Source organism: Pseudomonas sp. EB271-G4-1 (genome assembly GCF_058791355.1).
This window is the reverse complement of record NZ_JBYTEO010000025.1, coordinates 67,899-94,108: the sequence shown is the minus strand read 5'-3', so window position 1 is coordinate 94,108 and position 26,210 is coordinate 67,899. Positions and strand designations below refer to the sequence as shown.

Below are 26,210 nucleotides of genomic sequence, written 5' to 3'. Positions count from 1 at the left end.
GGCTCGCTCCCACAGGGGTTTTGTGGGGCCGACCCCGCGCACTGTGGGAGCGAGCCTGCTCGCGAAGGCGTCCCTAATGACACAGCACAACTGCCCTTGGCCGCTCTGGCACGGCCTTTGCGTGCCCGCAATCCACCCAAACGCAGCACCCGAAAGTCCAATCAAAAAGGCCAGCGAGGACTTATGACAACTACCACACAGCTCAAACCCACACTCGGCACCCTGCATTTATGGGGCATTGCCGTTGGCTTGGTGATTTCCGGCGAGTACTTTGGCTGGAGTTACGGCTGGGGCACCGCCGGGACCCTGGGGTTCCTCGTCACCGCCCTGATGGTGGCAACGATGTATACCTGTTTCATCTTCAGTTTCACCGAGTTGACCACGGCGATTCCCCATGCGGGCGGGCCATTTGCCTACAGTCGGCGAGCCTTCGGTGAAAAAGGCGGATTGATCGCCGGCATCGCGACCCTGATCGAGTTTGTTTTCGCGCCCCCGGCCATCGCCATGGCCATCGGTGCCTATCTGAATGTGCAATACCCGGAACTGGACCCGAAAATCGCCGCCGTCGGCGCCTACTTCGTGTTCATGACCCTCAATATTCTCGGCGTCAGCATCGCCGCCACCTTCGAACTGGTGGTGACCGTGCTGGCCGTCGCCGAACTGCTGGTGTTCATGGGTGTGGTCGCGCCTGGGTTCAGTTTCAGCAATTTCGTGCTCAATGGCTGGTCTGGCTCCAGTGAATTCACTATCGCGTCCATTCCCGGCATTTTCGCCGCCATTCCCTTCGCCATCTGGTTCTTTCTCGCCATCGAAGGCGCCGCCATGGCCGCCGAGGAAGCCAAGGACCCGAAACGTACGATTCCCCGGGCATACGTCAGCGGCATCCTGACCCTGGTGTTCCTGGCCATCGGCACAATGGTAATGGCCGGTGGCGTCGGCGACTGGCGTCAACTGGCAAACATCAATGACCCGCTGCCCCAGGCCATGAAAGCGGTAGTCGGCAACAATTCGACCTGGATGCACATGCTGGTCTGGATCGGCCTGTTTGGCCTTGTGGCGAGTTTCCACGGGATCATTCTCGGTTACTCGCGGCAATTCTTCGCCCTGGCCCGCGCCGGTTACCTGCCACGCAGCCTGGCCAAGCTTTCGCGCTTCCAGACCCCACATCGGGCGATCCTGGCCGGTGGCGTGATCGGCATTGCAGCGATCTACAGCGATGGCCTGGTCAACCTGCAAGGCATGTCGCTGACGGCGGCGATGATCACCATGTCGGTATTTGGTGCCATCGTCATGTACATCATCAGTATGCTGAGCCTGTTCAAACTGCGTAAAACCGAGCCGAACCTCGAGCGCACCTTCCGCGCACCGGGTTATCCGATCGTACCGGGGATCGCGCTGTTCCTGGCGCTGGTGTGCCTGGTCGCGATGGCGTGGTTCAACACCTTGATCGGCCTGGTCTTCCTTGGCTTCATGGCGGCCGGCTACCTGTATTTCCAATTGACCGCGCGGCAGCGCTCCGAAGCACCGGCGGACGCTATGCTCGAAGGTATCTAGCAGCCCGGCACCGCCCTATCAAGGTGCATACCACGCCCCTGTAGGCGCTGCACTCGACAGCGCCTACAAAGGATAAGCAGTGAATTTGAGTTATTTGGAGGACACCGCCCATGGCCGTTTATGCCCATTCCGTCGGCGCCCAGACCTACCGCTTTGAAAACCTCAAGGAAGTGATGGCCAAGGCCACCCCGGCACGCTCCGGGGACTATCTGGCCGGCGTCGCCGCCCTCAATGACGGCGAGCGCGTCGCTGCGCAGATGGTGTTGGCCGACATCCCGCTGAGCCACTTCCTGCAGGAAGTCCTGATTCCCTATGAGACCGATGAAGTCACCCGACTGATCATCGACACCCACGATAAACAGGCTTTCGCAGTGGTCAGCCATCTCACTGTCGGCGGTTTTCGCGACTGGCTGCTCAGCGACGCCGCCGACGAACAGGTCCTGCGCGCCCTCGCCCCCGGCCTGACCCCGGAAATGGCGGCTGCCGTGTCGAAGATCATGCGCGTACAGGACCTGGTGCTGGTCGCGCAGAAGATCCGGGTCGTTACGCAGTTCCGCGGCACCTTGGGCCTGCGCGGTCGCCTGTCTACCCGCCTGCAACCCAACCACCCGACGGACGAACCGGCCGGCATTGCCGCGAGTATTCTGGATGGCCTGCTGCACGGAAACGGTGATGCCATGATCGGCATCAACCCGGCCACCGACAGCATCGCCTCGATCTGCGCCATGCTGGAAATGCTCGATGCGATCATCCAACGCTACGAAATCCCGACCCAGGCTTGTGTGCTGACCCATGTCACCACCTCGATCGAAGCGGTCAATCGCGGCGTCCCCCTGGACCTGGTATTCCAGTCGATCGCTGGCACCGAGGCGGCCAACGCCAGCTTCGGCATCAATCTCAATGTACTCCAGGAAGGATACGACGCCGGCTTGAGCCTCAACCGCGGTACGCTCGGCAAGAACCTGATGTATTTCGAAACCGGCCAGGGCAGCGCCCTGTCGGCCAATGCCCACCACGGCGTCGACCAACAAACTTGCGAAACCAGGGCTTACGCCGTGGCCCGCCATTTCAAGCCGTTCCTGGTGAACACCGTAGTCGGGTTCATCGGCCCCGAATACCTCTACAACGGCAAGCAGATCATCCGCGCCGGCCTCGAAGACCACTTCTGCGGCAAGCTACTGGGCGTGCCGATGGGCTGCGACATCTGTTACACCAACCATGCCGAGGCCGACCAGGATGATATGGACACCCTGTTGACCCTGCTCGGGGTCGCCGGGATCAACTTCATCATGGGCATCCCCGGTTCCGACGACATCATGCTCAACTACCAGACCACGTCGTTCCACGATGCGCTGTACGCCCGCCAGACGCTGGGGCTCAAGCCTGCGCCGGAGTTCGAGCAATGGCTGGCGAAAATGGGCATTTTCACGCAACCGGACGGCAAGGTCCTCTTCGGTAACAGCCTGCCGCCGGCCTTCCGCCAGGCCTTGGCGCAATTGGGATGAGTGTCGATATGGAAAAACCACCTTTTGATCCGCACAACCCGTGGCTGGAACTGCGACGCCTGACCCCCGCACGCATTGCCCTGGGCCGCACCGGCACCAGCCTGCCGACCCGTGCACAACTGGACTTTCAGTTTGCCCACGCCCAGGCGCGAGACGCGGTGCACTTGCCGTTTGATCATGTCGCCCTCAGCGAGCAATTGGCCGAATGCGGTCGTGACAGCCTGTTGCTGCATAGCGCTGCAACTGATCGCAACAGCTATCTGCAACGCCCCGATCTGGGGCGAAAATTGAGCGTGGAGTCGGCAAAAAAACTGCGTGAATACGCCGCAGCCAATCCTGCGGGGGTCGATCTCGCCATCGTGGTCGCCGATGGGCTGTCGGCATTGGCTGTGCATCGCCACACACTGCCGTTCCTGGCACGCTTTGCAGAGCAGAGTTCAGCCGACGGATGGTCTATGGCACCGGTGATACTGGTAGAACAGGGCCGGGTCGCGGTAGCCGACGAAATTGGCGAACTGTTGGATGCAAAAATGACCGTGATACTGATCGGCGAACGCCCTGGCCTGAGCTCTCCAGACAGCCTGGGATTATATTTCACCTACAATCCAAAGGTCGGCCTGACCGACGCCTATCGCAACTGCATCTCGAATGTACGCCTCGAAGGCCTGACTTACGGCATGGCGGCACACCGTTTGCTTTATTTGATGCGCGAGGCGTGCCGGCGACAGTTATCCGGAGTCAACCTGAAGGACGAAGCGCAGGTGCAAACGCTGGAGTCAGACGCAGGAGCGGACATTAAAGGAAATTTCCTACTGGATTCACCGCAAGCCTGAACCGCTTCCGCATTGCACTTTCTCATCCTTTTCAGGCAGGATCGATGCACGGCTGCCAGTGAGTATCCTTTGCCGCCAAAGCACGTGAAGACAGCCACTTGAAGACGAGAACTACCATGCGGATTATTCAAGCGACCCTCGAACACCTGGACCTGCTCACCCCATTGTTCGTCAAATATCGCGAGTTTTATGGCTCCCTGGCGTACCCGGACTCGTCCCGGGCGTTCCTCGAGAAACGCCTGCGGCGCAAGGAATCGGTGATCTACCTGGCACTGTCCGATGACGACAGCAACAAACTGTTGGGCTTCTGTCAGCTGTACCCCAGCTTTTCTTCGCTTTCGCTCAAGCGCGTTTGGATCCTAAACGACATCTACGTCGCCGAAGACGCCCGCCGCCAGTTGGTCGCCGACAACCTGATCCGCACCGCGAAGAAAATGGCCAAGGAAACCAACGCGGTGCGCATGCGCGTGTCCACCAGCAGCAACAACGAAGTGGCACAAAAAACCTACGAATCCATCGGATTCAAGGAAGACACCGAGTTCAAGAACTACGTATTGCCGATCAGCGACGAGTTGTAAGGAAAAAAGATCGCAGCGTTCGGCCGAAGGCTGCGATCTGGTTCTCGCAGAAATCCCCTGCTACAAACCCTACGCGCTTTTCACTTCCCAGCCCGTATAATTCCGTTCTTTCCGGCTTGTAAGAAAAACTACCTCCTGTCTGTAGTCTTACGCGAAGTCATCCGCAGGCCTGCCGAACCGGGCCGTTACCACAGGTGCCGTCCATGGATTTCAACCCGCTCGATCTCGTCCTGCATCTCGATGTCTACCTCGATTTGCTGGTCAACAACTACGGGCCATGGATCTACGCCATTCTCTTCCTGGTGATCTTCTGTGAAACCGGCCTGGTGGTCATGCCTTTCCTGCCGGGAGATTCGCTCCTGTTCATCGCTGGCGCCGTCGCGGCCGGTGGCGGGATGGACCCGGTATTGCTGGGCGGCTTGCTGATGCTCGCGGCGATCCTCGGAGACAGCACCAACTACATCATCGGACGAACGGCGGGCGAACGATTGTTCAGCAACCCGAACTCGAAGATCTTCCGGCGCGACTACCTGCAACAAACCCACGATTTCTATGACAAACACGGCGGCAAAACCGTGACCCTGGCGCGTTTCCTGCCGATCATCCGCACCTTTGCCCCCTTTGTCGCCGGCGTCGCGAAAATGCCTTACCCGCGCTTCTTCGCCTTCAGTGTGCTGGGCACGGTGCTCTGGGTCGGCGGCCTGGTCACCCTGGGTTTCTTCTTCGGCAACGTACCCTTCATCAAATCGAACCTGTCGCTGCTGGTGGTCGGCATCATCCTGCTGTCGCTGGTGCCGATGATCATTGGTGTCGTGCGCAGCCGTTTTGGCAGTTCGAACTCCAAAACCGCATCGCGCTGACAGGATGTGGTCCCTTGCCGCCTGGCGACGTCGACGCATCCTGGCCAGGCACCCGATAGCCGACGACATGTGGCAGCGGGTGCGTCATCACCTGAGTTTCCTGGATGGCATCAGCGCCGCCGAAGACCAGTGGCTGCGTGAAGCCTGCGTACTGTTTCTGCAAGACAAACACCTGACCGCCCTGCCCGGTGTCGAGCTGCATCAGGAACAACGCCTGCTGCTCGCCGCCCAGGCGCAACTGCCGTTGCTGCATCTGGGCGACCTGAACTGGTATCAGGGCTTTCACGAAATCGTCCTCTACCCCGACGACTTCCTCAGCCCCCAGCGCCATCGCGACGCCAGTGGGGTCGTGCACGAATGGGACGGCGAGCACAGCGGTGAAGCCTGGCAGCAAGGGCCGATCATCCTGGCCTGGCCCGGGGTCATGGCCAGCGGTGGCTGGGAGGGCTACAACCTGGTGATCCACGAACTGGCGCACAAGCTCGACATGCTCAATGGCGATGCCAACGGCTTGCCCCCGCTGCACGCGAATATGCGCGTCAGCGACTGGGCCAGGATCATGCAAGAGGCCTACGACGACCTCGACCGCCAACTGGAGCGCAATCCAGACGCCGAGACTGCCATTGATCCGTATGCCGCGGAAAACCCGGCCGAGTTTTTCGCCGTCACCAGCGAATACTTCTTCAGTGCCCCGGATTTGCTGCACGAGGCTTATCCACAGGTCTACGAGCAACTCAAGCTGTTCTATCGCCAGGACCCGCTGGCGAGGCTGCGACAACTTCTGGCCGAGAACCCGGTCTATCAGGCACACGACTAAGGTCTACACGACCTCTGGTACGTGGCGTCGCCGTAGGAATATGCCTATAATCGCCGCCACTTTTTGGTCAATCCGGCCAAGTGTTTCTGGTCAACTAACGGGGGCAACGCCCAATGAGCTACAGCAAGATTCCGGCTGGCAAAGACCTGCCGAACGACATCTACGTCGCGATCGAGATTCCGGCCAACCACGCGCCGATCAAATACGAAATCGACAAAGACAGCGATTGCCTGTTCGTTGACCGTTTCATGGCCACCCCTATGTTCTACCCGGCCAACTACGGTTACATCCCGAACACCCTGGCAGACGACGGTGACCCCCTCGACGTGCTGGTCGTAACCCCTTACCCGGTTGCTCCAGGTTCGGTGATCCGCGCTCGCCCAGTCGGCATCCTGAACATGACCGACGATGGCGGCGGCGATGCCAAAGTGATCGCGGTTCCACACGACAAGCTGTCCCAGCTGTACGTCGACGTGAAGGAATACACCGACCTGCCTCCACTGCTGATCCAGCAGATCGAGCACTTCTTCGCGAACTACAAAGATCTCGAAAAAGGCAAATGGGTAAAAATCGAAGGCTGGGACGGCGCAGACGCCGCCCGTGCTGCGATCACCCAGTCGGTTGCCAACTATAAAGGCTAAGAGCAGCTGCAGGCTTTGAGCCTTAGCTTCAAGAAGAACCCCGGTTGATCCGGGGTTTTTTTTGAGCGCCTGTAAAGCCGCTTTAAACAGTTTGTTGATCTCGCCACATCCCAAGGTTTTCATGTTTATTTTTTACCCAACGCGTCTCACATCCAGTCGTAAATTTCCCGCGAAATTTGAACGGGACGTTTATTCAAACCCCTGACCGGCGCCAGTAGACTCCCGGTCATGAAAAAGAACACTAGCGGCCCTCGGTTTAAAGCGCTCCTTGAAGCAGCGAACATCACGACGACAGGATTCGCCGAATTCCTGGATACGGCTCCGCAAAATGTACACAACTGGTACAGCCGCGGCGTGCCCGCCCACTGCATGGAAGAAGTCGCCAGGAAACTCTCGGTCAACAGCGACTGGCTGAAAACCGGCGAAGGCTTGAAAGACGCCAGGCACTTGCGCCTGCTCGACGACTCCGGCAACACCTTCGACGCCCAGGCGATCCGAGGTGTCTACACCGTGGTCGAACCCATCGACATCGAATTGCCGTTCTACAAGGAAGTGATCACGGCCCCCGGCTCCAACAAGACCCACGTCATCGAAGACCGCGAACAATGCCTGCGCCTGCCCCGCAGCCACCTCGACTTCCTGGAAATTAATCACACCGATGCCATCGGCGCCGCGATGATCGGCAACAGCATGGCCGAGAAAATCGATGACGGCTCCACCCTGGCGATCGATCGCGGGCTGACCCAGATTGTCGATGGCGAAATCTACGCTATCGAACATGACGGCATGCTGCGCATCAAATACCTGCACCGACTGCCGGGCAACTCCCTGCGCTTGCGCAGCCATAACCGCGCGGACTACCCCGATGAAATCTTCAGGCCCGCGCAAATCGAAGAGCAGAACATCAGGGTACTGGGCTGGGTGTTCTGGTGGTCGACACTGAACAAACGCCGGCCACCGCTTCCGTTTCTGTAGGAGCGAGCATGCTCGCGATGGACGTCAACGATTACGCGGGAAATCTGGCACCCCGCAGCGTTCTCGGGTTTTTCGCGATCATGCTCGCTCCTACAAGAGCTAGCGATCAAACACCAGACCACCCAATTCGCCCACCCAGGAACCCCATCTCACACACCAAGCTGGGAATTTCACAAAAAAATCAGTATGCTGCGCCCCACATTTGCGCATCGACCCGCCAAGCGGCCCTGATCGCACCGACAAGGCAGATGACTTTCTCGCCAAGTCCCACAGCCGGACGCAAGATCCGGGTGTACGTTTTGAAGGCTGGCGCGGTTTACCAAAAATGAACCAAGCCAGTCCCCGAGAAGCCGGCCACAAGCCGGCTTTTTAATTGTCCGAAATAATCCTATCCCATCCAAGAATCTTCCTGATAGCTTAGCTATTCCGGGGGTTTCAGGCATTCCTCTGTCCGATGGCGTTCAACGCCATTTGACCTCATCCGACGATGAAGTGGGGGGACAGGTGGGGGGACAAAAGGGGCGATAGGGAAAATCTAATGGCTAAGCTGAATCCGAAACAAGTAGAAAACCTGACCGAACCTGGCACCTATGAAGATGGTGATGGGCTTCGCTTGGTCGTCAAACCTACTGGGCGTAAATCCTGGCTGCTTCGCTTCCAACTGGCAGGCCGCCGTAGAGAGATGGGTCTGGGCTCATTCCCTGAGGTGAGCCTCAAGAAGGCCAGGCAAGACGCCAGCGCTAAACGCAGCCAACTGAGTGATGGCATTGATCCCCTGGCAGCCAGAGACATAGAGCGCGCCGCTCAACGGGAAGCCCAGCGTGCAAGTGAAGCCAAGCAAATGAAGTTCGAGACTCTCGCAACGGACTACCGTGATGCTCACGGCTCGGCGTGGTCGGATAAATGGCGAAAAGGCTGGCTGCGAAAGCTAGAGCTTTATGCGTTTGATCACATAGGCAAGCTGTCAGCCGAAGACATCGGCACTCCCGAAGTGCTTAAGGTATTGCAGCCCATCTGGGCCACCAAGACCAGAACCGCTGACGAAGTGCGTGGGCAAATAGAACAGGTCCTGGACGCGGCCAAGGCACGCAACTTGCGACAGGGTGAGAACCCTGCTCGCTGGCGCGGGCACTTAGACAATCTGTTGAGCCGCTCGGAAAAGAGGAAGACTCGGAAGCGTGAGCACTTTGAAGCATTGCGCTGGCAGGAGGTGCCGGAATTGATGACAAAGCTCAGGGCAAACTCCACCCCCCCGTCCTGGGCCGCTCAACTACTGATCATGACCAGCGCACGCGCCCACATGGTTAGGTTTGCTCGTTGGGATGAGTTTGATTTGGAAGCAGGCACTTGGTCGCTGCCAGATGAACGAATGAAAATGCGAGTAGCTTTCGTCATTCCCCTTGCCAAGGAAGTTGTAGAGCTGGTGAAGAGAGTTCCGCGAGAAAGAAGTCCCTTTCTGTTCCCTGGCCAAGGCAAGACAGGGGTAATGCACGCAAACGCTATACGAACCCTACTGCATGACATGGGTTACGAACACATCACTCGTCATGGGTTTCGGTCTTCATTTCGTGATTGGGCCGGTGAATGCACTCATTACCCACGGGAGGTCTGTGAAATGGCGCTAGCACATGACGAGCGTGATCAGACTGAAGGTGCATACTCTCGCTCGGACTTTCTGGATAAGAGGCGCTTACTTATGAATGACTGGAGCATATTTACGACCCGTCCGCCAACAACCTGAATATAAAATTTATCTAGAGGTCGCCGCCTCGAAATATAAAATAAGCGCATAAAGCAAGGCGCCTCAAGGCGGCAAAACCCACCGAGTGACACATTGCAGATGCCGTTCTAGATCATGAGCAGAGAAAACTTGAAACCTAGTGAGACAGACAAGATCGCGCAAAGCTATCAAAGCTTGGCAAATCCAATACTTCTATAAATTCATGCCGACTCAGGGCCGGCATCAAGAATCCATCTTTACATTACAGATAGTTAGGGCTCAACACGAAACACTTCAGCACAATTAGGACAAGATACATCTCGCCCCTTTAATGCATGTCTAAAATAGTGATCTCGAACCTTACCTTTTTTCTCTATACTCGTAACAATAAATTCGTAAACATCCAAATCTAATGAGATCCAATTCCTGTCCACATATTCTGAAAGCGCCTTGAAAAGCGTATTAGCGGCCTCAGCATAACTACGCCATGGATTGGCCGGGCTAGACACTAACAATTCAGCTAACATTTCATAAATGTCTTCTCTTATCTTTTTCCCAACCTTAGCCCCCAAAACCCTTCCATTGTAAGCTAAATTCACTACAGACATAAAATTCTGCATCCCATCGAATCTTCCAATCTCTAATGCAGATCTCATAGCCAGTACTGCCGAAGCTTCAGGACGCCTTTCCGCAAGCCTCAATACTGCCGCTTCATAATAAAGAACCGCATAGAAAAATCTCTCTTTCAACTCTACCGTACCACGAGCATCACCCTCCCTTAGCCAGCATTTCAAAATATCCCTCTCAGAAACAACCCCCTGCTTTTCCACAAATCGAGAAACATGTTTTCTATAAAGATTGAACGATTCCTTTGGCCAATATTTTCTAAGCGAAAACCGCAACATCGCTCGCAACCTTGACAGTGCGATATAAGCCCCTGCGCTTTCAACTTCCGCAACTGAATTGTACGCACCCATAAAGCCCCAGCCATTTCAATTAAGAATCACGACCCCTTTTTTACCTTCCTGCACAAGGCGAATCAACCCATCACAGGCAAGCTTTTCATATATATCTTCCAGCTTAACCGAATCCCTAAGCCTATTTGGACAATGACGTCTAATGTAGGTTTTATCAATTCTCCTTTCACCTTTTTTATCATAATTCGATCTAATCCAAGCGTGGAGCTCACTTGCATCGTTTTCTAGCATGGTATCAGGGCTGAATACTTTATTAAACTGACGCGAAAACCAATAACCAAGCTCAATTGACGCCCGCATCGTCGTCTCAGAAATATCCCCCGCGCGCCCCTCAAATATGTGAAATATAGCAGCCAATCTAATCATATTTTCTGCAAGCTTTGATGCATGATCTGGCGCCCACCCATAAATCCCATCTTCCGAAATTTCTTTTTCTATCTGATTTCGCGTATTGTTCCAGATCTCACTAGCACGCTCCGACAATCGAATCACTTCTCTAGTACACTTGCCAAGACGACGACCACTAACATACTCTTTCAGAAGAGCAACAGCTTTATCTCCAAACCTCTCACAGGCGTCCCATCGCTGCTCAGATCCATCTGTAATTCTAGGGGCTTGAGTGGACTTAGGCCGGCAAAATAAAAAACGAGAAGTAAGACCCGTACCTCTTGCAGCATCTCCCTTGATCTCGTTGAATGACTCAAAAACACTAGGCTGAATCATTAGGCAAAGGACAAGTCTTGCGTCGAGCACCTGATAGGACTCACTTGAAACACGCCCCACCCGCACACCATCCCCACTCCAGACTGAATTGATTTTATCGAAATTTTGAAACGCCCCTCCTTTCAGAATCCCTGACGCCTCGCTGGAGATCCATCCTGCCGACGACAGCCCCCCATTCATAGTTTGAAACAAAGCCTGGACTGTCACATCGTCATTGAGAAACAACAAGCTCAATGGTGGACTTGGCTCATTATTTTGATGCTCACAGATCAACCTAGCAACTTCTTCCGTATCTTCATCTCGTTTCACGCACCTTCTTAATTTAGATTTATATGCTTTTAAAATCTCTAGCCAAACAGCATGTAAAGATCTGTACTTAATCAACTCAAGCCCACGTTCCACAAGGATCGTTTCTTGATATTTAAATACACTTGCAGACAACGCACGAAGCGTCGGTGACTTTCCACTCCCAGAGCCGGCAATCGCCATGATAGCAAGCGACAACGGGAAAACATTACCTAGTGGCGACCTAACATCATATAGACCCTGACAAGCTAATGACATCATCGCCAACGCAGAGCAAACAGCCAGCTCTCTTGGCGATTGTATGTTTCTCTGCACCTCATCAACTGCTTCAGAAAAAACTTCGAACGGTAAATCCGGAACAGTATCCGGTGCAATATGTTTACTTGATGCCTCCTTTGGTCCCGGTGGAGTCCGATTCCATGACGGCTGCCGCGCCGGCCTCTCACCATGCATCAGCGTCCCTCCTGTTTTTTCAGTTCAATAAATGCTCTTATCTCCCGCAGATCCCATCCGACTGCGAAGCTACCGATCTTGAACGGCTTAGGAAAATCCGAATCAAACCACTTTGAACCTGGTTTGATTCGCTCATATATAGTCGACCGACTGAGCCCCAGCATGACCTGAAGCCGATTAATGCGGATTACTCGAAGTTCATCCTCAAAACTATCTATTTGCATAAGACCCTCCCTCAGACGCCTCAACGGTATCTGGTAGGTGAAATAGAAACAGCCAAACCACTAAACAGATATTATTTTTAGCGGTTGCCTTGACATGTCTGAGATTCCGAGAGTGACTACCCTCAACATTTTTCTAACCAATAGCCCTCCGCTACCTGCTAAAGCTGCTACAGCGGTAGCAACAGTAGCGGCCGTAGGGGCGTCCACCCTCCATGAAAATTCCATTCGTTATTTTTTCGGCCACACATAACTTCCCTGACTACATCATCAAGGAGGTTAACCCCATGTCATTGCAGTGCCCTCGCTGTCATTCCCCCAAAGTCGCTTCTTTCCATCACGCCATGAAAGTCGGCGCGGCCATCGGTACCGTTGGCGGTGTTGCTCGTGGCGTCAGTGCTGCACTGGCTGGTGGGCAGGCTGGTGCGCTGATTGGCGCTATCGCCGGACCAGTCGGTATCAGTCTCGGCTCGGTTTCAGGGGCCATCCTCGGTGGCCTTGCCGGCGGTGTTGGCGGCTGCGCACTCGGCGCCCAACTGGGTGAGTCGCTCGATCGCCACGTCCTGGCCCACAACCTCTGCCTGCTCTGCGGCCACCGCTTCAATCTGCCTGCTTAATCCATTACCTCACTCTCATTTATGACGTCCGGATGGTGCTGCGCGATGCGCAGCCTTTATGCCGGCGCGCACCCAAAGGAATCACCACCATGGCTCATTTCGTCGAAACTATGGCCTACGCTGGCGTAACTCCCTGGCATGGCCTGGGCAATCAGCTCACTCAGAAACAACCTATCGAAATTTGGCAACGCGAAGCTGGGATGGACTGGGCAATCCAAGAAAGCCCCGTTCACTTCAAAGCCGATACTGTCGGCCATCTCGGCAGCATCCACTCCTTCCCCGAGCAAAAGGTGCTCTACCGTTCGGACACCAAAGCACCGCTGTCGGTGGTTTCCCAGCGCTACCACACCGTCCAGCCTCGGGAAGTTTTGGAGTTCTATCGTGACCTCACCGAGGTCTCCGGTTACGAGCTGGAGACTGCGGGGGTACTCAAAGGCGGGCGCAAGTTCTGGGCACTGGCGCGCACCGGACAAGGCGCTGCCCTGAAAGGAAACGATCAGGTCAACGGCTACCTGCTGCTAGCCACGTCCTGCGACGGCACCCTGGCCACCACGGCAACACCCACCACCGTGCGCGTGGTATGCAACAACACCTTGACGATAGCCCTGGACGGTTCATCTCGTGCAATCAAGGTGCCGCACAATACCCGCTTCGATCCGAAGGCAGTGAAGAAGCAACTCGGCATAGCCGTCTCCGGCTGGGACGAGTTCATGTATCGCATGCGCCATCTCGCTGAACGCAAGGTCCAGTGGCATGAGGCTCTTGGATATTTCATGTCGGTGTTGTGTGAGGTAAATCCGAGCAATCAACTACCGGAGCAACTACCCAACGAACGCGGCCTGCGCAAGGTGCAAGAGCTGTATGAAGGCCGTGGTCGGGGCAGCCAGCTCGAATCGACACGCGGCACCGCCTGGGGCTTGCTCAATGCGGTGACGGAGTACGTCGATCATGAGCGCCGCGCACGTAGCAATGAGTACCGCATGGACTCGGCGTGGTTTGGTCAAGGTGCGCAGATCAAGCAACGCGCCCTGGATGCAGCCCTGCGTCTTGCCGCTTAACCCTTCTCGTCAATCGCCACGCCCGGTCAGCCTTGTGCTGGTCGGACGTATTTATGCCTGCAAGGTGAACACGATGAAAGCAACCTCATTGAATAGTAGTACCCCTAAGCCCCGCCCTGCTCTTCGCCTGGTCAGCACTAAAGAGCTGCCGCGTGAGGACTGGCTCGCCATACGTAAACGAGGTATCGGTAGCTCCGACGCAGGCGCGGCGGTTGGCCTCAACCCGTACAAATCGCAGTTGGAGTTATGGCTTGAAAAGACCGGTCGCGATGCCACGTTACCGAAAATAGATCCTCATGATGAAGAGAGCCCAGCCTATTGGGGCAATGTGCTGGAACCCATCGTCGCTTGGCACTACAGCAAGCGCACCAAAAACAAGGTGCGACGGATCAACGCCGTGCTGCAGCATCCGAATCCCAAATTACCCTGGATGCTCGCCAACATCGACCGCGAGGTGATCGGCGCAGACGACGTACAGATCCTCGAATGCAAAACTGCCGGCATAAATGGGGCACGCCTTTGGAAGGACGGCGTCCCCGAGTATGTGCAGCTTCAAGTGATGCACCAGCTCGCCGTCACTGGCAAGCAGGCAGCGGATGTGGCGGTACTGCTGGGCGGTCAGCACCTGGAGATCCATCGCATCGAGCGTGACGAGCAAATGATCGCTCGCCTGATCGAACTGGAGCGCAAGTTCTGGACCTACGTGGAAACCGATACCCCGCCACCGGCCGACGGTAGCGCATCGGCTGAAGCAGCTTTGCGCTGCTTGTACCCAGAAGACAACGGCCAGACCGTCGACTTCAGCAGTCGCGCCGGTTTAGCAGCGGCCTACCTGGAACTCAAGGCCGTTCGCCAGTCCATCGGCGAGAAGGAAACGCGCGAGGCCCAGCTCAAGCAGATACTGCTGCAGGCCATGGGCGAGGCCACCCGAGCGGAGTTTTCCAGCGGTTACATCAGCTGGAAGAAATCCAAGGACAGTGCCGTACTCGATGTCCAACGCCTATTGCAAGAGAAACCCTACCTACAAGTTCGCTACACCAAAACCAAGGAAGGCAGTCGTCGCTTCCTGATCAACTGACTCCGCTATTCCCCAATTCTCTCCCCTTGGCCAGTCCATTCAGTTCGCGCTGCGTGGCTGGCCTTTTTTCATTTCCAGGAGAACCATCATGTTGAAAGGCTTAGCCCTGACACCCCCTGTGCTCGGACGCATCTCCATCGGCAAAATCGTCGAGAGAAATGGCAAGCGCCTGCCGGAGAAAGATGATCAGTTCACCATTACATCCCAAGTGCAAAGTAGGGATGGCTGGCTACTACACCCACTCAACGACGAACTGCGCCAGAGCAAGGAAGACTAGCTGCGCAGTATTCCTGTGCGCCTTTTGTTCAACGAGCCTGAGCTGAATTTCCGGGCCGACTACACCCTATTCGACCGACAGTCTGGACGGCCACTGTGCGTCGGCAATGGCGAGACCTGTAAACGTGTCACGCAGGACGGTATGCAATCACTGCCCTGCCCCTCGCCGGATGGTTGTTCATTAGCCAAAGGCGGAGCCTGCAAGCCCTATGGCAGGTTGAACGTGCTGATTGGTGATGACGATCCACTGGGTAGTTTCGTGTTCCGCACTACCGGCTTCAACAGCATCCGCACCTTGGCTGCTCGCCTGCATTACTTCCAGGCCATCTCGGGCAGCCGGTTGGCCTGCCTACCGCTGGAGTTGCGTCTGCGTGGCAAGTCGACACGACAGAGCCATGGCACACCGATTTTCTCCGTCGACCTGACCGTGCGCGGCGGAATGGACATCGCGGAGATGCTGCAGTCAGCCAACGAACTTGAGACCCAACGGCAATTAGCGGGATTTGATCAGGTAGCGCTGGATGAGGCGGCACGACGAGGCTTTAGCAACGGCGCTTTTGAGGACAACGAGGAAGACAGCGGTGCTGTGATTGAAGAGTTCTTTTCGAGCCCGGATGCAACTGCCACTACGGAACGATGCAAAGCACTACGAACCAACTCCAACGCTCTGGCCGACAAGCTCGAAGCGCTCGCCACGCAAACCCATTGACCTGACACCTGCCTGACTTCAGGAAAACTTTGGAGACCCGAAATGGCCCTACTGCGATTTCTGCTTTGCCTGTTTGCGTTCATTGGCGCGCTGGCGGCAGCCGGTACGTTGGTCGTAAGCATTGTGTTGATGTTGCGCTTCCCGCCATTACTGGTCGCCGTGCTGCTGGCGTGCTGGATTCTGAATCGCCTGCTTAAGGTGTTGAGCGCATCCATCCAGAACAAACCCACCAAAAACACTGCCACGTAACGGTGGCCAGACACCGCATAGCCGTACTCACTCATCAGGAGAATGAACGATGATCAGACAGTGCTTGATCTGCGACTCGCAAGCCATACTCACCCTGGAGGCCGCAAGGGGCATCGCCCTGCTGATCGGCCTGGCCGATGGAGCATTACGGGGATCTCAGAACACGCATGAAAACGCTCAAGGTCGTCCTGGATACAACTCACTACTGAGCGGGCTGGCTGCTATCGCTCCTGCCTACCCGTCAGCACTGCGAGTCGCTGACGATGTCGGAAAGTATCAATTCTCGGGGTTCGATTGCTTATGCTTGCGTTGCGGCGCGCTATTCGACGAAAAGACAGCGGAGCCAGTGCCTCCGCCGCCGTGAAACAGCTACTCAGCCACGACCGAGACGCTCAACAAGCCCTTCCACCATGCCCATGACGAGCGTACGGTCGCTCATGTCCAGCGTCGACAGCAGATCGTAAAGCCGGCGCGACTGATCTTCCGGACGTGAACTCCCCTCAGTCAGCAAGTCGGCTGTCTCACAGCCAAAAATGCCCGCTAACTCCACCAATCGCTCAACGTTGGGCATCACGATCCCGCGCTCGATGCGCGACACCGCCTCACTGCCAATCCCAAGCCTCTCGGCCACCTGCTCCTGACTCAGCTTGCAACGGACACGCTGGCGAGCAATTGCTTGGCCCACTAGCTTCGTCAGTTGCTTCGATTCGGTTTTTGACATGCCACCCTCCAGTTCAACCTGGATAGTTGGCGATCAACCTATTGACATGAAGGACCTTTCAAATCGAGACTCACCCTAAAAGGTTGATATTCGACTTTTTCTCTAAATCACTACCGTTGCAGGGAGCTCAGAAAACCATGATCGTCGTAACCGGCCTGAATGAAGCACAGATCGAGGGGCTCGTGAAAAGCAAAGCGTCTTTTGAGATCAATGGCCTCAGGGGCAATTTCATGGCAGGTATCAAACTTGTCGAAACCAAGATTGAAAGCCAGGGGTTGAAATGTCGAGTCAAAAGCGACGTGAAAAGTGCTGTGGTACAGGGTGGCGCACTCGGTGCTGTATTCACCGTACTCACCACACCTGCAACACTGGCTGTGGCAACTCTCGGGGCCGTCGCAAGCGTGGGACATGGGCTAATCACCTACAACCCCGACTACGAAATTATCAAGGATTATGTAAATAAGCGGCTCAGGGTCATCTACAAAAAATAGCCCCGCTCAATCCCTCTATTACCAACAGCGAAGCTCGTCTGTTCCGCTGCGGGTTCGTTTGTTTCATCACCGATCGTTTAACGACCGGAACCTATTTCGCTCTCACATTGAACGACAAATTGGAGTTACCTCATGAAACGGATACTCGGCATCATGCTGCTTGCTCTGTGTGCCAACGCCAGCGCCGCAGTCGACTACACGTGGACTAGTCTCGCCTTTCCGGACGAAACCACAACCAGCGGTCTCCCCGAGGCTATCCCGTGCATTTACAAGAAAGCCAGCAATGGACAGCCCATGCTGAAATGCACGTGGTTGGAGATGACCCGCAATGTGCTCATTTTTGACGCCCAACGACGACAGGATGTGCGCTATATCAACCAGGTAAGTGGCCAGTGCCTGCGCGGAAAGTGCCGAATAAGTAATGCCATGGTGGGTGAATGGAAGCAGGATGTTTTGTTCAACCTATCGATTTGGTACCGCATCGGCACCAGCACCGACGGCAAGCCGGTGGCCTACCGTGTCGATACCTCTCGTCAAGTGTCGTATGCCGATGCCGGTTCTATCCTGTACCAGTTCTACCTGGATATTGGCGTCCCTGATAATCAACTCGCAGCCACTTTTGACAAGCGCTACGAAGGTGGCTACGCCGCCTGGCAAGCTCAAAAAGGAAATGCCCAGACAGGGGCTCAGCCACCTTCCACTTCGGCCCAGTCCGAATGGCCTGAAGTCAAGACTGCCTGGTGCAACCCACGTATGGATGACGATTGCTACATCAACAGCAAAAAAGTCCCTATTGCCAAACTGGGTAAGTACCTGCCTTCGGTGAGTGAATCCAACGTCGACCAACTGGGCGGCTACTGTGAAACCATCCTCTGCTTCGACAAAGACGACCAGGCGATGGGTTATCTGTTGCAATAAAAAATGACCTGAGCACTGCGACACAGGTTAGAACAGTCGCCTTGCTAGTCCTACATAGGGGGGCGCATGCCCCTTATTGACTTCATTTCAGTTTTTATTTTTTGGCCAAGTACATAGCCGTGTTCATGTCGCTTCGCCTGCCACTAATTTGAGCTCATTCGATATTGCCCGTTCGTTCTTTGCGTACCTGCATGGGACTTGACCCTCTTAGGATTGCCACTGAGGAGTCAATTGCATCCATGCAGACCAACCGTTTGCATTCGACGTGACCGGCTAGCGCTGTGGTGATGATCAGTAGAGAACGGCAAACAGCCCCTCGATGTGAATCGCCCCGGATGTTCTACCTTAGCCATCCTTTACGTAGGCATTTGCCACGGAGCGGCTTCATCCGCAACTGCTGATCATCCTTGACCAGATAGCTCATCGCGTAGTGGACATGGGGACGAATATTTCGATCACTACGCAAGATGATGCCAATACCGCGCCTACTTCCGTATTTTTTCTCTTTGTTGTGATTGCAGCTATCGAAGTAGCCCTGCCCCCGCGTAATCCGCCCCCACAAGTCGCCAATCTGCTTGGCTTTATAGATGTCTCCGCGCACCTCATTACCGTTGAAGAAGAAAGCCGCATGGATGTGGTATCCCCTGTCTTCACCCTGTTCAACACTGAAGATGTAACCAGTCTCAAGGTCGAAGATCGGATTGCGCTCACGCTCTCGAATCAGCCGATCCAGGTCGTCGAATACGTGCTCAACACGTAACCTTGCCTGCGCTTCCTTGAGGTAGTACAGATTGACCCTGACTATTGTGGTGCGAGAGTAACGATCAAGCACCGCATCAACGTAATCGGTGACGCTACCGGCCTGCTTCTTAGCTTGGTGGCGGAGGTCATCCTTTCTGCGGAGATACCATCGCTCACGAGTCAATTGACGGATACGTGCGACCAAGACGTTCATACTGTGGTGATGATCGAGGTAAGCCGTACCCCTTTCATTCAGGCAGACAGGACCATCAGGGTGACGCTCCAATCCGAGATCCTGACAGGCCTCTCTGAATGCTTGAAGGTGTTCGCTGTAGCGGTATTCAACGCGATCATCGAATAGATCCATCATTTGCCGGATGTGAGTGAAATACTTAGAGAGTCTGGTCCCCTCAACTCGCTCATACCCTGCACGGGTTTGCTTGAACCTGAATGCTGGGCTGTCATGCTGCTCGATGGCTTGGACGAGTCGCTCGATCTGGATGGCGGTGTCGGACTGGGAAAGGTGGGTATAGGTATTGCTCTTGGTCATGGTGATGTACCTGATTGGTTGTCTGCATATCAGGTAGGTGCTCTGTGTACTTTTTAACTGATGACCTATCTCTAGCTTGATGTAGGTACTGTTTGGCCATGATAGATAAATCACAATCGATAACAATTGATTAATAGGTAATGACTATATAACTAATAACACCTCACCCCACGGGGGTCCGATCTCGGTCAGGCTTGCCAATGCCACTCCCCATTACCGAGTCTGCCGAGAGTTTGACCCATTTGAATCATGGGGGAGTTAGCTGAGAAAACAGTGTTATCGCCAGCGCAAAATTGACCTAGTCACCAAAATTCTAATGCCCAAGCTCCTACCTTGTGAGCCATTACCAGTGCTGCATTTTTGCCGATTGGTGTTGGATCAGCGTGGCACCCACCTCGGTCTAGGTCTTTCTTGCTACCATCTCTGATCGTAAATTTCAGAGGGAGACTGGTGGATGGCCGTTAGCGATAAAACGATAATCATCGAACGGATATTCGATACGCTTTATGACGAGAATACCCAGACGTTTTCGCGCACTTTGGTGAGCAACGTGGACGTCCAAGAGGCGAAGCGCTATTGCGCAGAGCACCATGGAACCAAGCTGAAGCCGGACGGCAACGCGTATAATTTCATGAAGGACATAGTCAGAGGCAAAAGCGCATCGAAAATTTGGCCACAACGCCTGAAGGATCTAAAGATCGGTGGAGCCCAAAGGACTGGTGATGGAGCAATTTTTGAATTCGTTCACGGGGTGGATGGAGCATTGGACAGTCTCGACGAAGACTTTCTTCCATCTGACGCAACGCCTAGTTTCCCTGTTCAAAGCCTCAGCTTACCCCTTGCGTCGAAGGCGCTAGGGCGTACAGATGAGTCGTGGTTACTACAGGTAGCGGTGAACCTTAGAATTATAGAAAGTCACTTTGCTAACGCTACAAACAGCCAGATTGATGCATTGGAGCTCACCCATCTTCAAATGGACATCAAGCTGAGAAGAGTTCAGATAGATGCTTTGTTTCGAGCGCTCCACGCGGCACCTGATGGTAGCCAATCAGATTTGCTCATTACAGTTGAAGCTAAACAAGGTAATCAGCGCATTTTAACCGAACAAATTGGCCGTCAAGTGATAGCAGCTTTTGAGTCGACTGATACTGAACTCGTAATCCCAGTCGCAATTGCAGCGATCAAGAATAAAGGGATTTACGTGGTCGAGTTCGCAGCAGTGACCAGGGATACGTTAGGTCAGTTTAGCGTCCCGACATTCCATCGAGACGCTATGTTCGTGCTTCAGCCGAAGGTAAAGGGCATTTAACTAAGCGGGCTGAGTGGCTGACTGCCTAGGTTTCGGTGTCCCCTTGCGATCTCGCTGCTTGATCGGAACATTGATTTCGAAATGGCGAGAGGCTTGGCCCATGTCCATCGAAAGTAGTCTCTCATCCCCCATCAAAATGGCGCCGGTTGGACTGGAGGGTTCCCAGCCAATCGCGTCAATGATGCTTGCTGCGACTGCTCGAGCCAGTGGCGGAGGAACAGCGTTCCCGACCTGTCTCGCCCCGTGCCATTTCGTTACATGCGTACGAAACCAATCTGGAAAGCCATGTAGACGAAGCATTTCGCGCACAGTGATGCAGCGCGGGTACTTATAGTGGATGGGTCTAGGGCTGGTGAATGCACCCCGAGCAGAATCAGTGCCCGCACGAAGCGTGTTAGACACCCCATTAGCGTGCAGCTTAAAGAATCGAGAGGTAGGCTCTACCTGGCCCATCTCGGTTGACGCAAATCGAGCACGAGATATTTCAGAGTGATTCGTGCGAAGGCTGCTTGTTAGTAGTTCTTTGTTCCATTTTCTTTTGTAGCCGTAGTAGTTCGACTCGGCAACCATGTCGCGAAGCATTTTGGCATAGGCACTCGGACGTCCCCACTTGACGGCTGTCGAATCATTTTCGATCAACGCCTCGTAATCTTCTGCATCAGGAATATCTCCCAGAGCATCTTGGCAAGACGGTCCCTCTGGCAGCTGCGCATCGAGTAGCAGAGAAGATCTAGGCGACCTAGTTGTCGGCTCCGGGTACTCAGGAAGTTTTAGTCCACGCTTTGCCCCAATCAGAATCAAGCGCTCTCGTTCCTGAGGTACGCCATAGTTCGCTGCGTTTAGCACTCTCCAAGGCAGAACGTCATAGCCGTTGCTCTGAAACTCTTCTATGAGCTCCGCAAGAAACTGCTTGTGTCGTCCAACCGTAATGCCTTTAACATTTTCAAAAACAAAGTATGAGGATTCCAAGCCTACGACAATGCGTACAAAGTCTTTGACCAGCGAGTTACGCGGATCATCAAGGGCGCGCTGCCCCATTAAGCTAAAGCCTTGGCACGGGGCGCCACCAAAAACGATATCCACATTTCGGCGGCCAATGTTCGCAGTGTCACGAATATCCTCAGCCGTTAACGAGGATACCGATTGAGGTATCACCACACAGTTGGGGAAATTGTAAGAATGCACGGCTGCATGGATTGGGTCGATCTCAACGGCAGCTACCACGTCAAAGCCCGCCTGTTCGAAGCCCAGGGACATTCCACCTGCCCCAGCAAAGAGATCTATTCCAATTGGTCGTGTCATCTGCATTCCTCCCTCGGCGAGAAAAATCATCGCCTTCATACGAGGCGTGGAATTTACGCGATTCTGGATCAGATGTCGATCGGTTTTTTTCTGGGGCCAAGAAACGCCGACAAACGACACCGTAAGTCGTGAAGGTCTTTAAGCTCACATTGCCATACGGTCAGAACGTCCCATCCCAACACCCGAAGGGTGCTCTCGGTTTCACGATCCCGTTGGCTATTGCGCTCAATTTTTGGCCCCCAGTAATCCAGTCTGCTTTTGGGTAGGCGCCCCTTGGGGCAACCATGCCCGTGCCAAAAACAGCCGTGAACGAAGATCACTTTACGTTTTTTTGCAAAAACGATATCTGGTTTTCCAGGCAAGTCTTTTCCGTGCAGTCTGTACCGATAGCCCAAGGCATGCAGGGTTTGGCGTACGACCATCTCCGGCCCGGTATGAACCGTTCCAACCGATTGCATAATTTTGCGGCGCTGTTCTATTGAACGGAGGTCTGCCATGATTCCTTCAGATATCCCGCCTATGCCTAGGTTAGAAGTATTTCGGCGTCCCTTGGCTCGAATTTACAAGCACCTCGTGCTGCAATGGAACGTTTGGCACGTGCGAAATTGCACTCCACTTGACCATCCGTTTGCATTCGATCTGACCACCGATTGCATCTGGTTTGATCAGCACGCACTGTAACCATGATCGGCAGAGAACGGCCAAAAGCAGTCAGTCATGACCGGCCATTCGACCCATTACAGTTTTACCGCTGGCGCTTTGCACCCGCACGTTAAATCATGTGTGCCGGGCCGAAAGCAGCCTATTGAAACCGGGCGCGACGTACGAGTCACGCTCGGAACACATTAGGTCCCCTTCGCGATTAAGCGGCTATGAGCACACCGGAATCGCCTGTCCGCCAGACGTTGTATACCGTCACCCGCTCGATGCGCCAGCCCGCGCCGTGCCTGATCAACGCAACGGCATAGCGGTTTTTCATGAGGTAGTGGCGTGCCGGGTCGTTCTTCAGGACGTGCTGGGCCTCCACCAACGCATCTAGATGTGCTTTTCCACCTTCAAACGTCACACGGGGATTGCTGACCGAATGAGTGGTATCGACCTGTCCCAACGCGCCGAACAACGTTGCAACAATGACCTCTCGGCCTTCCAGTACAGGGAACTCAAATCCTGCCTTTGCTGCGGCAGGCCCGAAGTCGGAAACTGCATATTCCATGAAAGCGCTGGACAACAGTGCTGCGTCACGCAGATCAATGCCAGCAGCAAAGCGGTAGAGGGCATCAATAACCGCAAGCTGATCGGCGGTGTCTGTCTGGTAGGTGGATGACATGGGTAACTCCTGATAGGTAGAGCCCTGATGGTATATTGTGTATACCTAATATCAATTACGCACTTTGAAGTGCTCAGGTATATCCAGGGAAACCCATGCACGAATCTGCCACGCAAACCGCAACGAACAGCGACCCGATAACCACAGATCGAGTTGATTGCTCAAGCCGCTTTCTGCTCGACCAGATCGCTGACAAGTGGTCAGTGCTGATCCTGGCGGCCCTGTGCAAGAAGCCCCTTCGATTCAATGAACTCAAGCGATGTCTGGACGGCATCACCCAAAAAGCTTTGACCCAGGCGCTGCGCCGCCTTGAGCGCAACGGCATTCTGGGGAGACGCGTCATCCCATCCTCTCAGGTGGCAGTGGAATACAGCATCACCCCACTAGGCAGAACCCTTGAGCACCCGTTCAGCGCACTGTACCTCTGGACCCTTGAACACCTGGATACGGTCATCAAGGCCCAGGCAACATTCGATTCGCGGGAAATCGAGGCAGGACAGGCCAGACCCGATGGCCTCAAAAATCGGTGATCAACGTCCCCTCGATACTCTCGGCAAACCCGCCACCGAAGGCTTTGGCCGGTGTAGCGAAACCCGAAAGACGTTCACCTTCCAGCACCCGACGAGCTGCCTCCACTGCCGCCAGTGGCGTGTAGGAATAGCCGTTCACGGTTTCGATCACAGACCGGGCGATTACTCTGTCGACACCCATAGCCTCAACCACTGCTCGGGCACGATGCTCCTCCCTTTCTTCAGGCGTCGGACCATCGGGCAGTGTTGAGAGATCTCCTTCTGGAAACGCATCACCTGAAATGTGCACGAACATCGCGATGTTCGGGATGCCAGTCGAGTGCCAGCCCGTCACTAGATCACCGAACGATAACGGTGCGCAAAGGACCGGGCCGTCACCGAAATCGAAGTGACGCAGCGTGGCGTCAGGCGTGGCGATAAGCTCGCCATCGACCCTCGCCATGACCCCTGCCCCGATGATTTCACTGACGCTCATGGCCGAGCCACGTGACATCGAACCTGGGACCTGAAGCGCGATGCTCAGCGCAAAAGGCTTTTCGACACGCTTGGCGACATGCATCGCCAGCGAATCGGTCGGCACCACGTCCCAACCCACGCCGGGCAAGAGCATGACCTGATGCGAAGCGGCCTCTGTGCCCAGTTGCTCGGCCAGCCGATAGACGTTGATCTCTGCGGTGATGTCCAGATAGTCGACACTGGCCTTGATACAGGCACGCATTAACGGCTCTGCGGTGTGCGCAAAGGGGCCGGCGAAATTGAGCAGGACAGAGATACCGGACAACGCGCCCGCTGCATCCGCATCGGCATCGAACACCCGAAACGGCACGTCCAGATGCGCAGCGAGTACCGCCAGACGCGCGTGATTGCGCCCGGCGATTTCGAACCGCAAGCCCAGCGTTTTTGCCCGTTCAGCGGCCATGCGACCGGTATAGCCGGTGGCGCCGTAGATCAGCAGTGTGCTCATTGGACGTGCTGCCATTTTTTATAAACGAATTCAAGGCTGTACCCGTCCGGGTCCAACACATTGGCGGCATAGTAATCCGGGTCATAGTGCAAACGTGCACCTGGCGCGCCGTTATCGACCGCACCCTCTTTCATGGCTGCGGCGTAGGCGGCGTCCACCTTAGCCTTGCTCTTGCCGACGAAACCAACATGGACGGCACGTCCTTCAACGATCCCCTCACGCAGCCAGAAAAACATCCGGCCATTGGCGCCGAAACCTTTGAGGTCGGGATGCCCCGGCGGGCCATCTTTGCCGTCGTAATCGAGGCGCACGGTAATGCCTAACGGGGTCAAGGCCGCTTCGTAGAAACGGATGGAATGGGTGATGTTGCTTACCGACAAAAATACATGATCCAGCATTGCGTAATCCTCAAATGGTGTAGCTGCAGGCGGCTCAGATGTTGTAGCCGCCGGCGACTTCGATGGTCTGGGCATTTATCCAGCTACCGTCCTGCGACAGCAAACTGGTAATCAAGCGCGCGACGTCCTCCGGCTCACCCACCCTGCCCAGCGCAGTCTGCCCCGCCAGCAAAGCCTCGAACTCGTCGTTCAAGCCGCCGCCAAGTGCGGTACGGATCGCGCCGGGGGACACGGCGTTGGCGCGAATCCGCCGCTCGCCAAATTCTTTGGCCATGTAACGGGTGAGCACGTCGAGCCCGCCTTTGAACGCCGCATAAGGCGCAACACCCACCGTGGCGACACGAGTGGTCGCGCTGGTCAGGTTGACGATACTCGCGCCGTCCGCCAGCAGCGGCAGCAATGTCTGCGTGAGGAAAAACGGGCCTTTGAGATGCACATTGAACAGGCCGTCAAACTGCGCCTCGCTGACGCTGGCCAAGGGTTTGAACAGACCATACCCGGCATTGTTGACCAGGCCACTGAGGGTGGTGAGACCCCAAATTTCGCGCAAGGCAAGTGTCACTGACTCGCGAAACCCGGAGAAACTTGTAACGTCAGCCACATCGAGCTTGAGCGCAACGGCCTTGCCTCCCGCATGCTCAATACGCTCCACGACTGAAGCGGCTGCTTCTGGGTGACTGTTGTAGGTCAGGATGACCCCCATACCGCGCTGCGCAATATGCTCGGCGGCGCAGGCCCCGATGCCGCGACTCCCACCTGTAATGACAATTACGCTCATGTACTGTTCCTCTGTGCTTCGAATAAGGACC

Annotated in this window: 28 protein-coding genes and 1 pseudogene; 18 read left to right on the top strand and 11 right to left on the bottom strand. The window is 55.2% G+C overall.

What is annotated here, in order from left to right:
- Positions 1-183 precede the first annotated feature (183 nt).
- The 9 genes from eat (at position 184) to AC3WWR_RS14660 (ending at position 9,504) form a co-directional block, all read left to right on the top strand.
- Positions 184-1,554, top strand: a complete 1,371-nt coding sequence (gene eat, locus AC3WWR_RS14700; RefSeq protein WP_020796301.1) for an ethanolamine permease — start codon at positions 184-186, stop codon at positions 1,552-1,554.
- A gap of 110 nt (positions 1,555-1,664) precedes the next feature.
- Positions 1,665-3,059, top strand: coding sequence for an ethanolamine ammonia-lyase subunit EutB (locus AC3WWR_RS14695; RefSeq protein WP_020796300.1), 1,395 nt, complete (start codon positions 1,665-1,667; stop codon positions 3,057-3,059).
- The gene (gene eutC, locus AC3WWR_RS14690) at positions 3,056-3,892 is read left to right on the top strand and encodes an ethanolamine ammonia-lyase subunit EutC (RefSeq protein WP_492598823.1); all 837 of its coding nucleotides are present in this window, start codon (positions 3,056-3,058) and stop codon (positions 3,890-3,892) included. Before AC3WWR_RS14695 ends, eutC begins: the two co-directional genes overlap by 4 nt.
- A gap of 116 nt (positions 3,893-4,008) precedes the next feature.
- Entirely contained in the window at positions 4,009-4,470 is a 462-nt protein-coding gene (locus tag AC3WWR_RS14685; protein WP_020796298.1) for a GNAT family N-acetyltransferase, read from the top strand.
- Between the two features lie 203 nt (positions 4,471-4,673).
- The gene (locus tag AC3WWR_RS14680; protein WP_020796297.1) at positions 4,674-5,330 is read left to right on the top strand and encodes a DedA family protein; all 657 of its coding nucleotides are present in this window, start codon (positions 4,674-4,676) and stop codon (positions 5,328-5,330) included.
- 4 nt (positions 5,331-5,334) lie between these two features.
- A complete protein-coding gene (locus AC3WWR_RS14675) occupies positions 5,335-6,147 on the top strand; it encodes a M90 family metallopeptidase (protein ID WP_020796296.1) in 813 nt (270 codons plus the stop codon).
- Positions 6,148-6,260: 113 nt separating this feature from the next.
- Positions 6,261-6,788 (top strand): inorganic diphosphatase, encoded by a 528-nt coding sequence (gene ppa, locus AC3WWR_RS14670; protein WP_020796295.1) that lies wholly within the window; start codon positions 6,261-6,263, stop codon positions 6,786-6,788.
- A gap of 228 nt (positions 6,789-7,016) precedes the next feature.
- The gene (locus tag AC3WWR_RS14665) at positions 7,017-7,763 is read left to right on the top strand and encodes a S24 family peptidase (RefSeq protein WP_033045470.1); all 747 of its coding nucleotides are present in this window, start codon (positions 7,017-7,019) and stop codon (positions 7,761-7,763) included.
- Positions 7,764-8,301: 538 nt separating this feature from the next.
- Positions 8,302-9,504 (top strand): tyrosine-type recombinase/integrase, encoded by a 1,203-nt coding sequence (locus AC3WWR_RS14660; protein WP_131672067.1) that lies wholly within the window; start codon positions 8,302-8,304, stop codon positions 9,502-9,504.
- A 251-nt stretch (positions 9,505-9,755) separates the two neighbouring features.
- On the opposite strand, the gene AC3WWR_RS14655 is transcribed toward AC3WWR_RS14660, so the two are convergent.
- Genes AC3WWR_RS14655 through AC3WWR_RS14645 form a run of 3 tightly spaced genes read right to left on the bottom strand, consistent with a single transcriptional unit; the run spans position 9,756 to position 12,166 of the window.
- Positions 9,756-10,460 (bottom strand): hypothetical protein, encoded by a 705-nt coding sequence (locus AC3WWR_RS14655; protein ID WP_131672068.1) that lies wholly within the window; start codon positions 10,458-10,460, stop codon positions 9,756-9,758.
- 15 nt (positions 10,461-10,475) lie between these two features.
- Positions 10,476-11,942, bottom strand: a complete 1,467-nt coding sequence (locus AC3WWR_RS14650; protein ID WP_131672069.1) for a YfjI family protein — start codon at positions 11,940-11,942, stop codon at positions 10,476-10,478.
- Complete coding sequence (locus tag AC3WWR_RS14645) at positions 11,942-12,166, bottom strand: helix-turn-helix transcriptional regulator (RefSeq protein ID WP_017131382.1); 225 nt, start codon at positions 12,164-12,166, stop codon at positions 11,942-11,944. The genes AC3WWR_RS14650 and AC3WWR_RS14645 overlap by 1 nt, the downstream gene beginning before the upstream one ends.
- A gap of 284 nt (positions 12,167-12,450) precedes the next feature.
- Here AC3WWR_RS14645 and AC3WWR_RS14640 point away from each other — a divergent pair, with 284 nt between their 5' ends.
- The 5 genes and pseudogenes from AC3WWR_RS14640 to AC3WWR_RS14620 all read left to right on the top strand — a co-directional run bounded on the left by AC3WWR_RS14640 (position 12,451) and on the right by AC3WWR_RS14620 (position 16,150).
- The gene (locus AC3WWR_RS14640) at positions 12,451-12,780 is read left to right on the top strand and encodes a hypothetical protein (protein ID WP_038606415.1); all 330 of its coding nucleotides are present in this window, start codon (positions 12,451-12,453) and stop codon (positions 12,778-12,780) included.
- A gap of 89 nt (positions 12,781-12,869) precedes the next feature.
- Positions 12,870-13,838, top strand: a complete 969-nt coding sequence (locus AC3WWR_RS14635) for a DUF932 domain-containing protein (RefSeq protein ID WP_131672070.1) — start codon at positions 12,870-12,872, stop codon at positions 13,836-13,838.
- Positions 13,839-13,911: 73 nt separating this feature from the next.
- Positions 13,912-14,916: a YqaJ viral recombinase family nuclease gene (locus tag AC3WWR_RS14630; RefSeq protein WP_131672071.1), complete on the top strand. Its 1,005-nt coding sequence runs from the start codon at positions 13,912-13,914 to the stop codon at positions 14,914-14,916.
- Between the two features lie 88 nt (positions 14,917-15,004).
- Positions 15,005-15,901 (top strand): annotated as a pseudogene (locus AC3WWR_RS14625) (recombination directionality factor).
- 42 nt (positions 15,902-15,943) lie between these two features.
- The gene (locus AC3WWR_RS14620; RefSeq protein WP_131672073.1) at positions 15,944-16,150 is read left to right on the top strand and encodes a hypothetical protein; all 207 of its coding nucleotides are present in this window, start codon (positions 15,944-15,946) and stop codon (positions 16,148-16,150) included.
- Between the two features lie 373 nt (positions 16,151-16,523).
- Here AC3WWR_RS14620 and AC3WWR_RS14615 read toward each other — a convergent pair whose 3' ends face one another.
- Positions 16,524-16,871, bottom strand: coding sequence for a helix-turn-helix domain-containing protein (locus AC3WWR_RS14615; protein WP_131672075.1), 348 nt, complete (start codon positions 16,869-16,871; stop codon positions 16,524-16,526).
- A gap of 137 nt (positions 16,872-17,008) precedes the next feature.
- On the opposite strand from AC3WWR_RS14615, the gene AC3WWR_RS14610 reads away from it, so the two are divergent.
- Both AC3WWR_RS14610 and AC3WWR_RS14605 read left to right on the top strand, forming a co-directional pair.
- The gene (locus AC3WWR_RS14610; RefSeq protein WP_131672076.1) at positions 17,009-17,362 is read left to right on the top strand and encodes a hypothetical protein; all 354 of its coding nucleotides are present in this window, start codon (positions 17,009-17,011) and stop codon (positions 17,360-17,362) included.
- Positions 17,363-17,494: 132 nt separating this feature from the next.
- Positions 17,495-18,280 (top strand): hypothetical protein, encoded by a 786-nt coding sequence (locus tag AC3WWR_RS14605; protein WP_131672077.1) that lies wholly within the window; start codon positions 17,495-17,497, stop codon positions 18,278-18,280.
- A gap of 340 nt (positions 18,281-18,620) precedes the next feature.
- Here the strand turns inward: AC3WWR_RS14605 and AC3WWR_RS14600 are convergent, their stop codons facing one another.
- Entirely contained in the window at positions 18,621-19,571 is a 951-nt protein-coding gene (locus AC3WWR_RS14600) for a YagK/YfjJ domain-containing protein (protein ID WP_131672078.1), read from the bottom strand.
- A 454-nt stretch (positions 19,572-20,025) separates the two neighbouring features.
- Here AC3WWR_RS14600 and AC3WWR_RS14595 point away from each other — a divergent pair, with 454 nt between their 5' ends.
- Positions 20,026-20,880: a hypothetical protein gene (locus tag AC3WWR_RS14595; RefSeq protein WP_131672079.1), complete on the top strand. Its 855-nt coding sequence runs from the start codon at positions 20,026-20,028 to the stop codon at positions 20,878-20,880.
- Here the strand turns inward: AC3WWR_RS14595 and AC3WWR_RS14590 are convergent, their stop codons facing one another.
- From AC3WWR_RS14590 to AC3WWR_RS14580, 3 genes are all read right to left on the bottom strand, one after another.
- Positions 20,881-22,302 (bottom strand): DNA cytosine methyltransferase, encoded by a 1,422-nt coding sequence (locus AC3WWR_RS14590; RefSeq protein WP_331254022.1) that lies wholly within the window; start codon positions 22,300-22,302, stop codon positions 20,881-20,883.
- The gene (locus AC3WWR_RS14585) at positions 22,251-22,679 is read right to left on the bottom strand and encodes a very short patch repair endonuclease (RefSeq protein WP_131672080.1); all 429 of its coding nucleotides are present in this window, start codon (positions 22,677-22,679) and stop codon (positions 22,251-22,253) included. Before AC3WWR_RS14585 ends, AC3WWR_RS14590 begins: the two co-directional genes overlap by 52 nt.
- A gap of 365 nt (positions 22,680-23,044) precedes the next feature.
- Complete coding sequence (locus AC3WWR_RS14580) at positions 23,045-23,509, bottom strand: nuclear transport factor 2 family protein (RefSeq protein ID WP_492598822.1); 465 nt, start codon at positions 23,507-23,509, stop codon at positions 23,045-23,047.
- A 95-nt stretch (positions 23,510-23,604) separates the two neighbouring features.
- Here AC3WWR_RS14580 and AC3WWR_RS14575 point away from each other — a divergent pair, with 95 nt between their 5' ends.
- Positions 23,605-24,039 carry a winged helix-turn-helix transcriptional regulator gene (locus tag AC3WWR_RS14575; protein WP_492598821.1) on the top strand — a complete coding sequence of 145 codons (435 nt, stop codon included), beginning with the start codon at positions 23,605-23,607 and terminating at the stop codon, positions 24,037-24,039.
- On the opposite strand, the gene AC3WWR_RS14570 is transcribed toward AC3WWR_RS14575, so the two are convergent.
- From AC3WWR_RS14570 to AC3WWR_RS14560, 3 genes are read right to left on the bottom strand one after another with little or no spacing between them, the layout of a single operon-like run.
- The gene (locus AC3WWR_RS14570; protein WP_492598820.1) at positions 24,026-25,003 is read right to left on the bottom strand and encodes a saccharopine dehydrogenase family protein; all 978 of its coding nucleotides are present in this window, start codon (positions 25,001-25,003) and stop codon (positions 24,026-24,028) included. The genes AC3WWR_RS14575 and AC3WWR_RS14570 overlap by 14 nt on opposite strands.
- Positions 25,000-25,401, bottom strand: a complete 402-nt coding sequence (locus AC3WWR_RS14565) for a VOC family protein (protein WP_492598819.1) — start codon at positions 25,399-25,401, stop codon at positions 25,000-25,002. Before AC3WWR_RS14565 ends, AC3WWR_RS14570 begins: the two co-directional genes overlap by 4 nt.
- A gap of 34 nt (positions 25,402-25,435) precedes the next feature.
- Positions 25,436-26,179 (bottom strand): SDR family NAD(P)-dependent oxidoreductase, encoded by a 744-nt coding sequence (locus tag AC3WWR_RS14560; protein WP_492598818.1) that lies wholly within the window; start codon positions 26,177-26,179, stop codon positions 25,436-25,438.
- Positions 26,180-26,210: the final 31 nt, after the last annotated feature.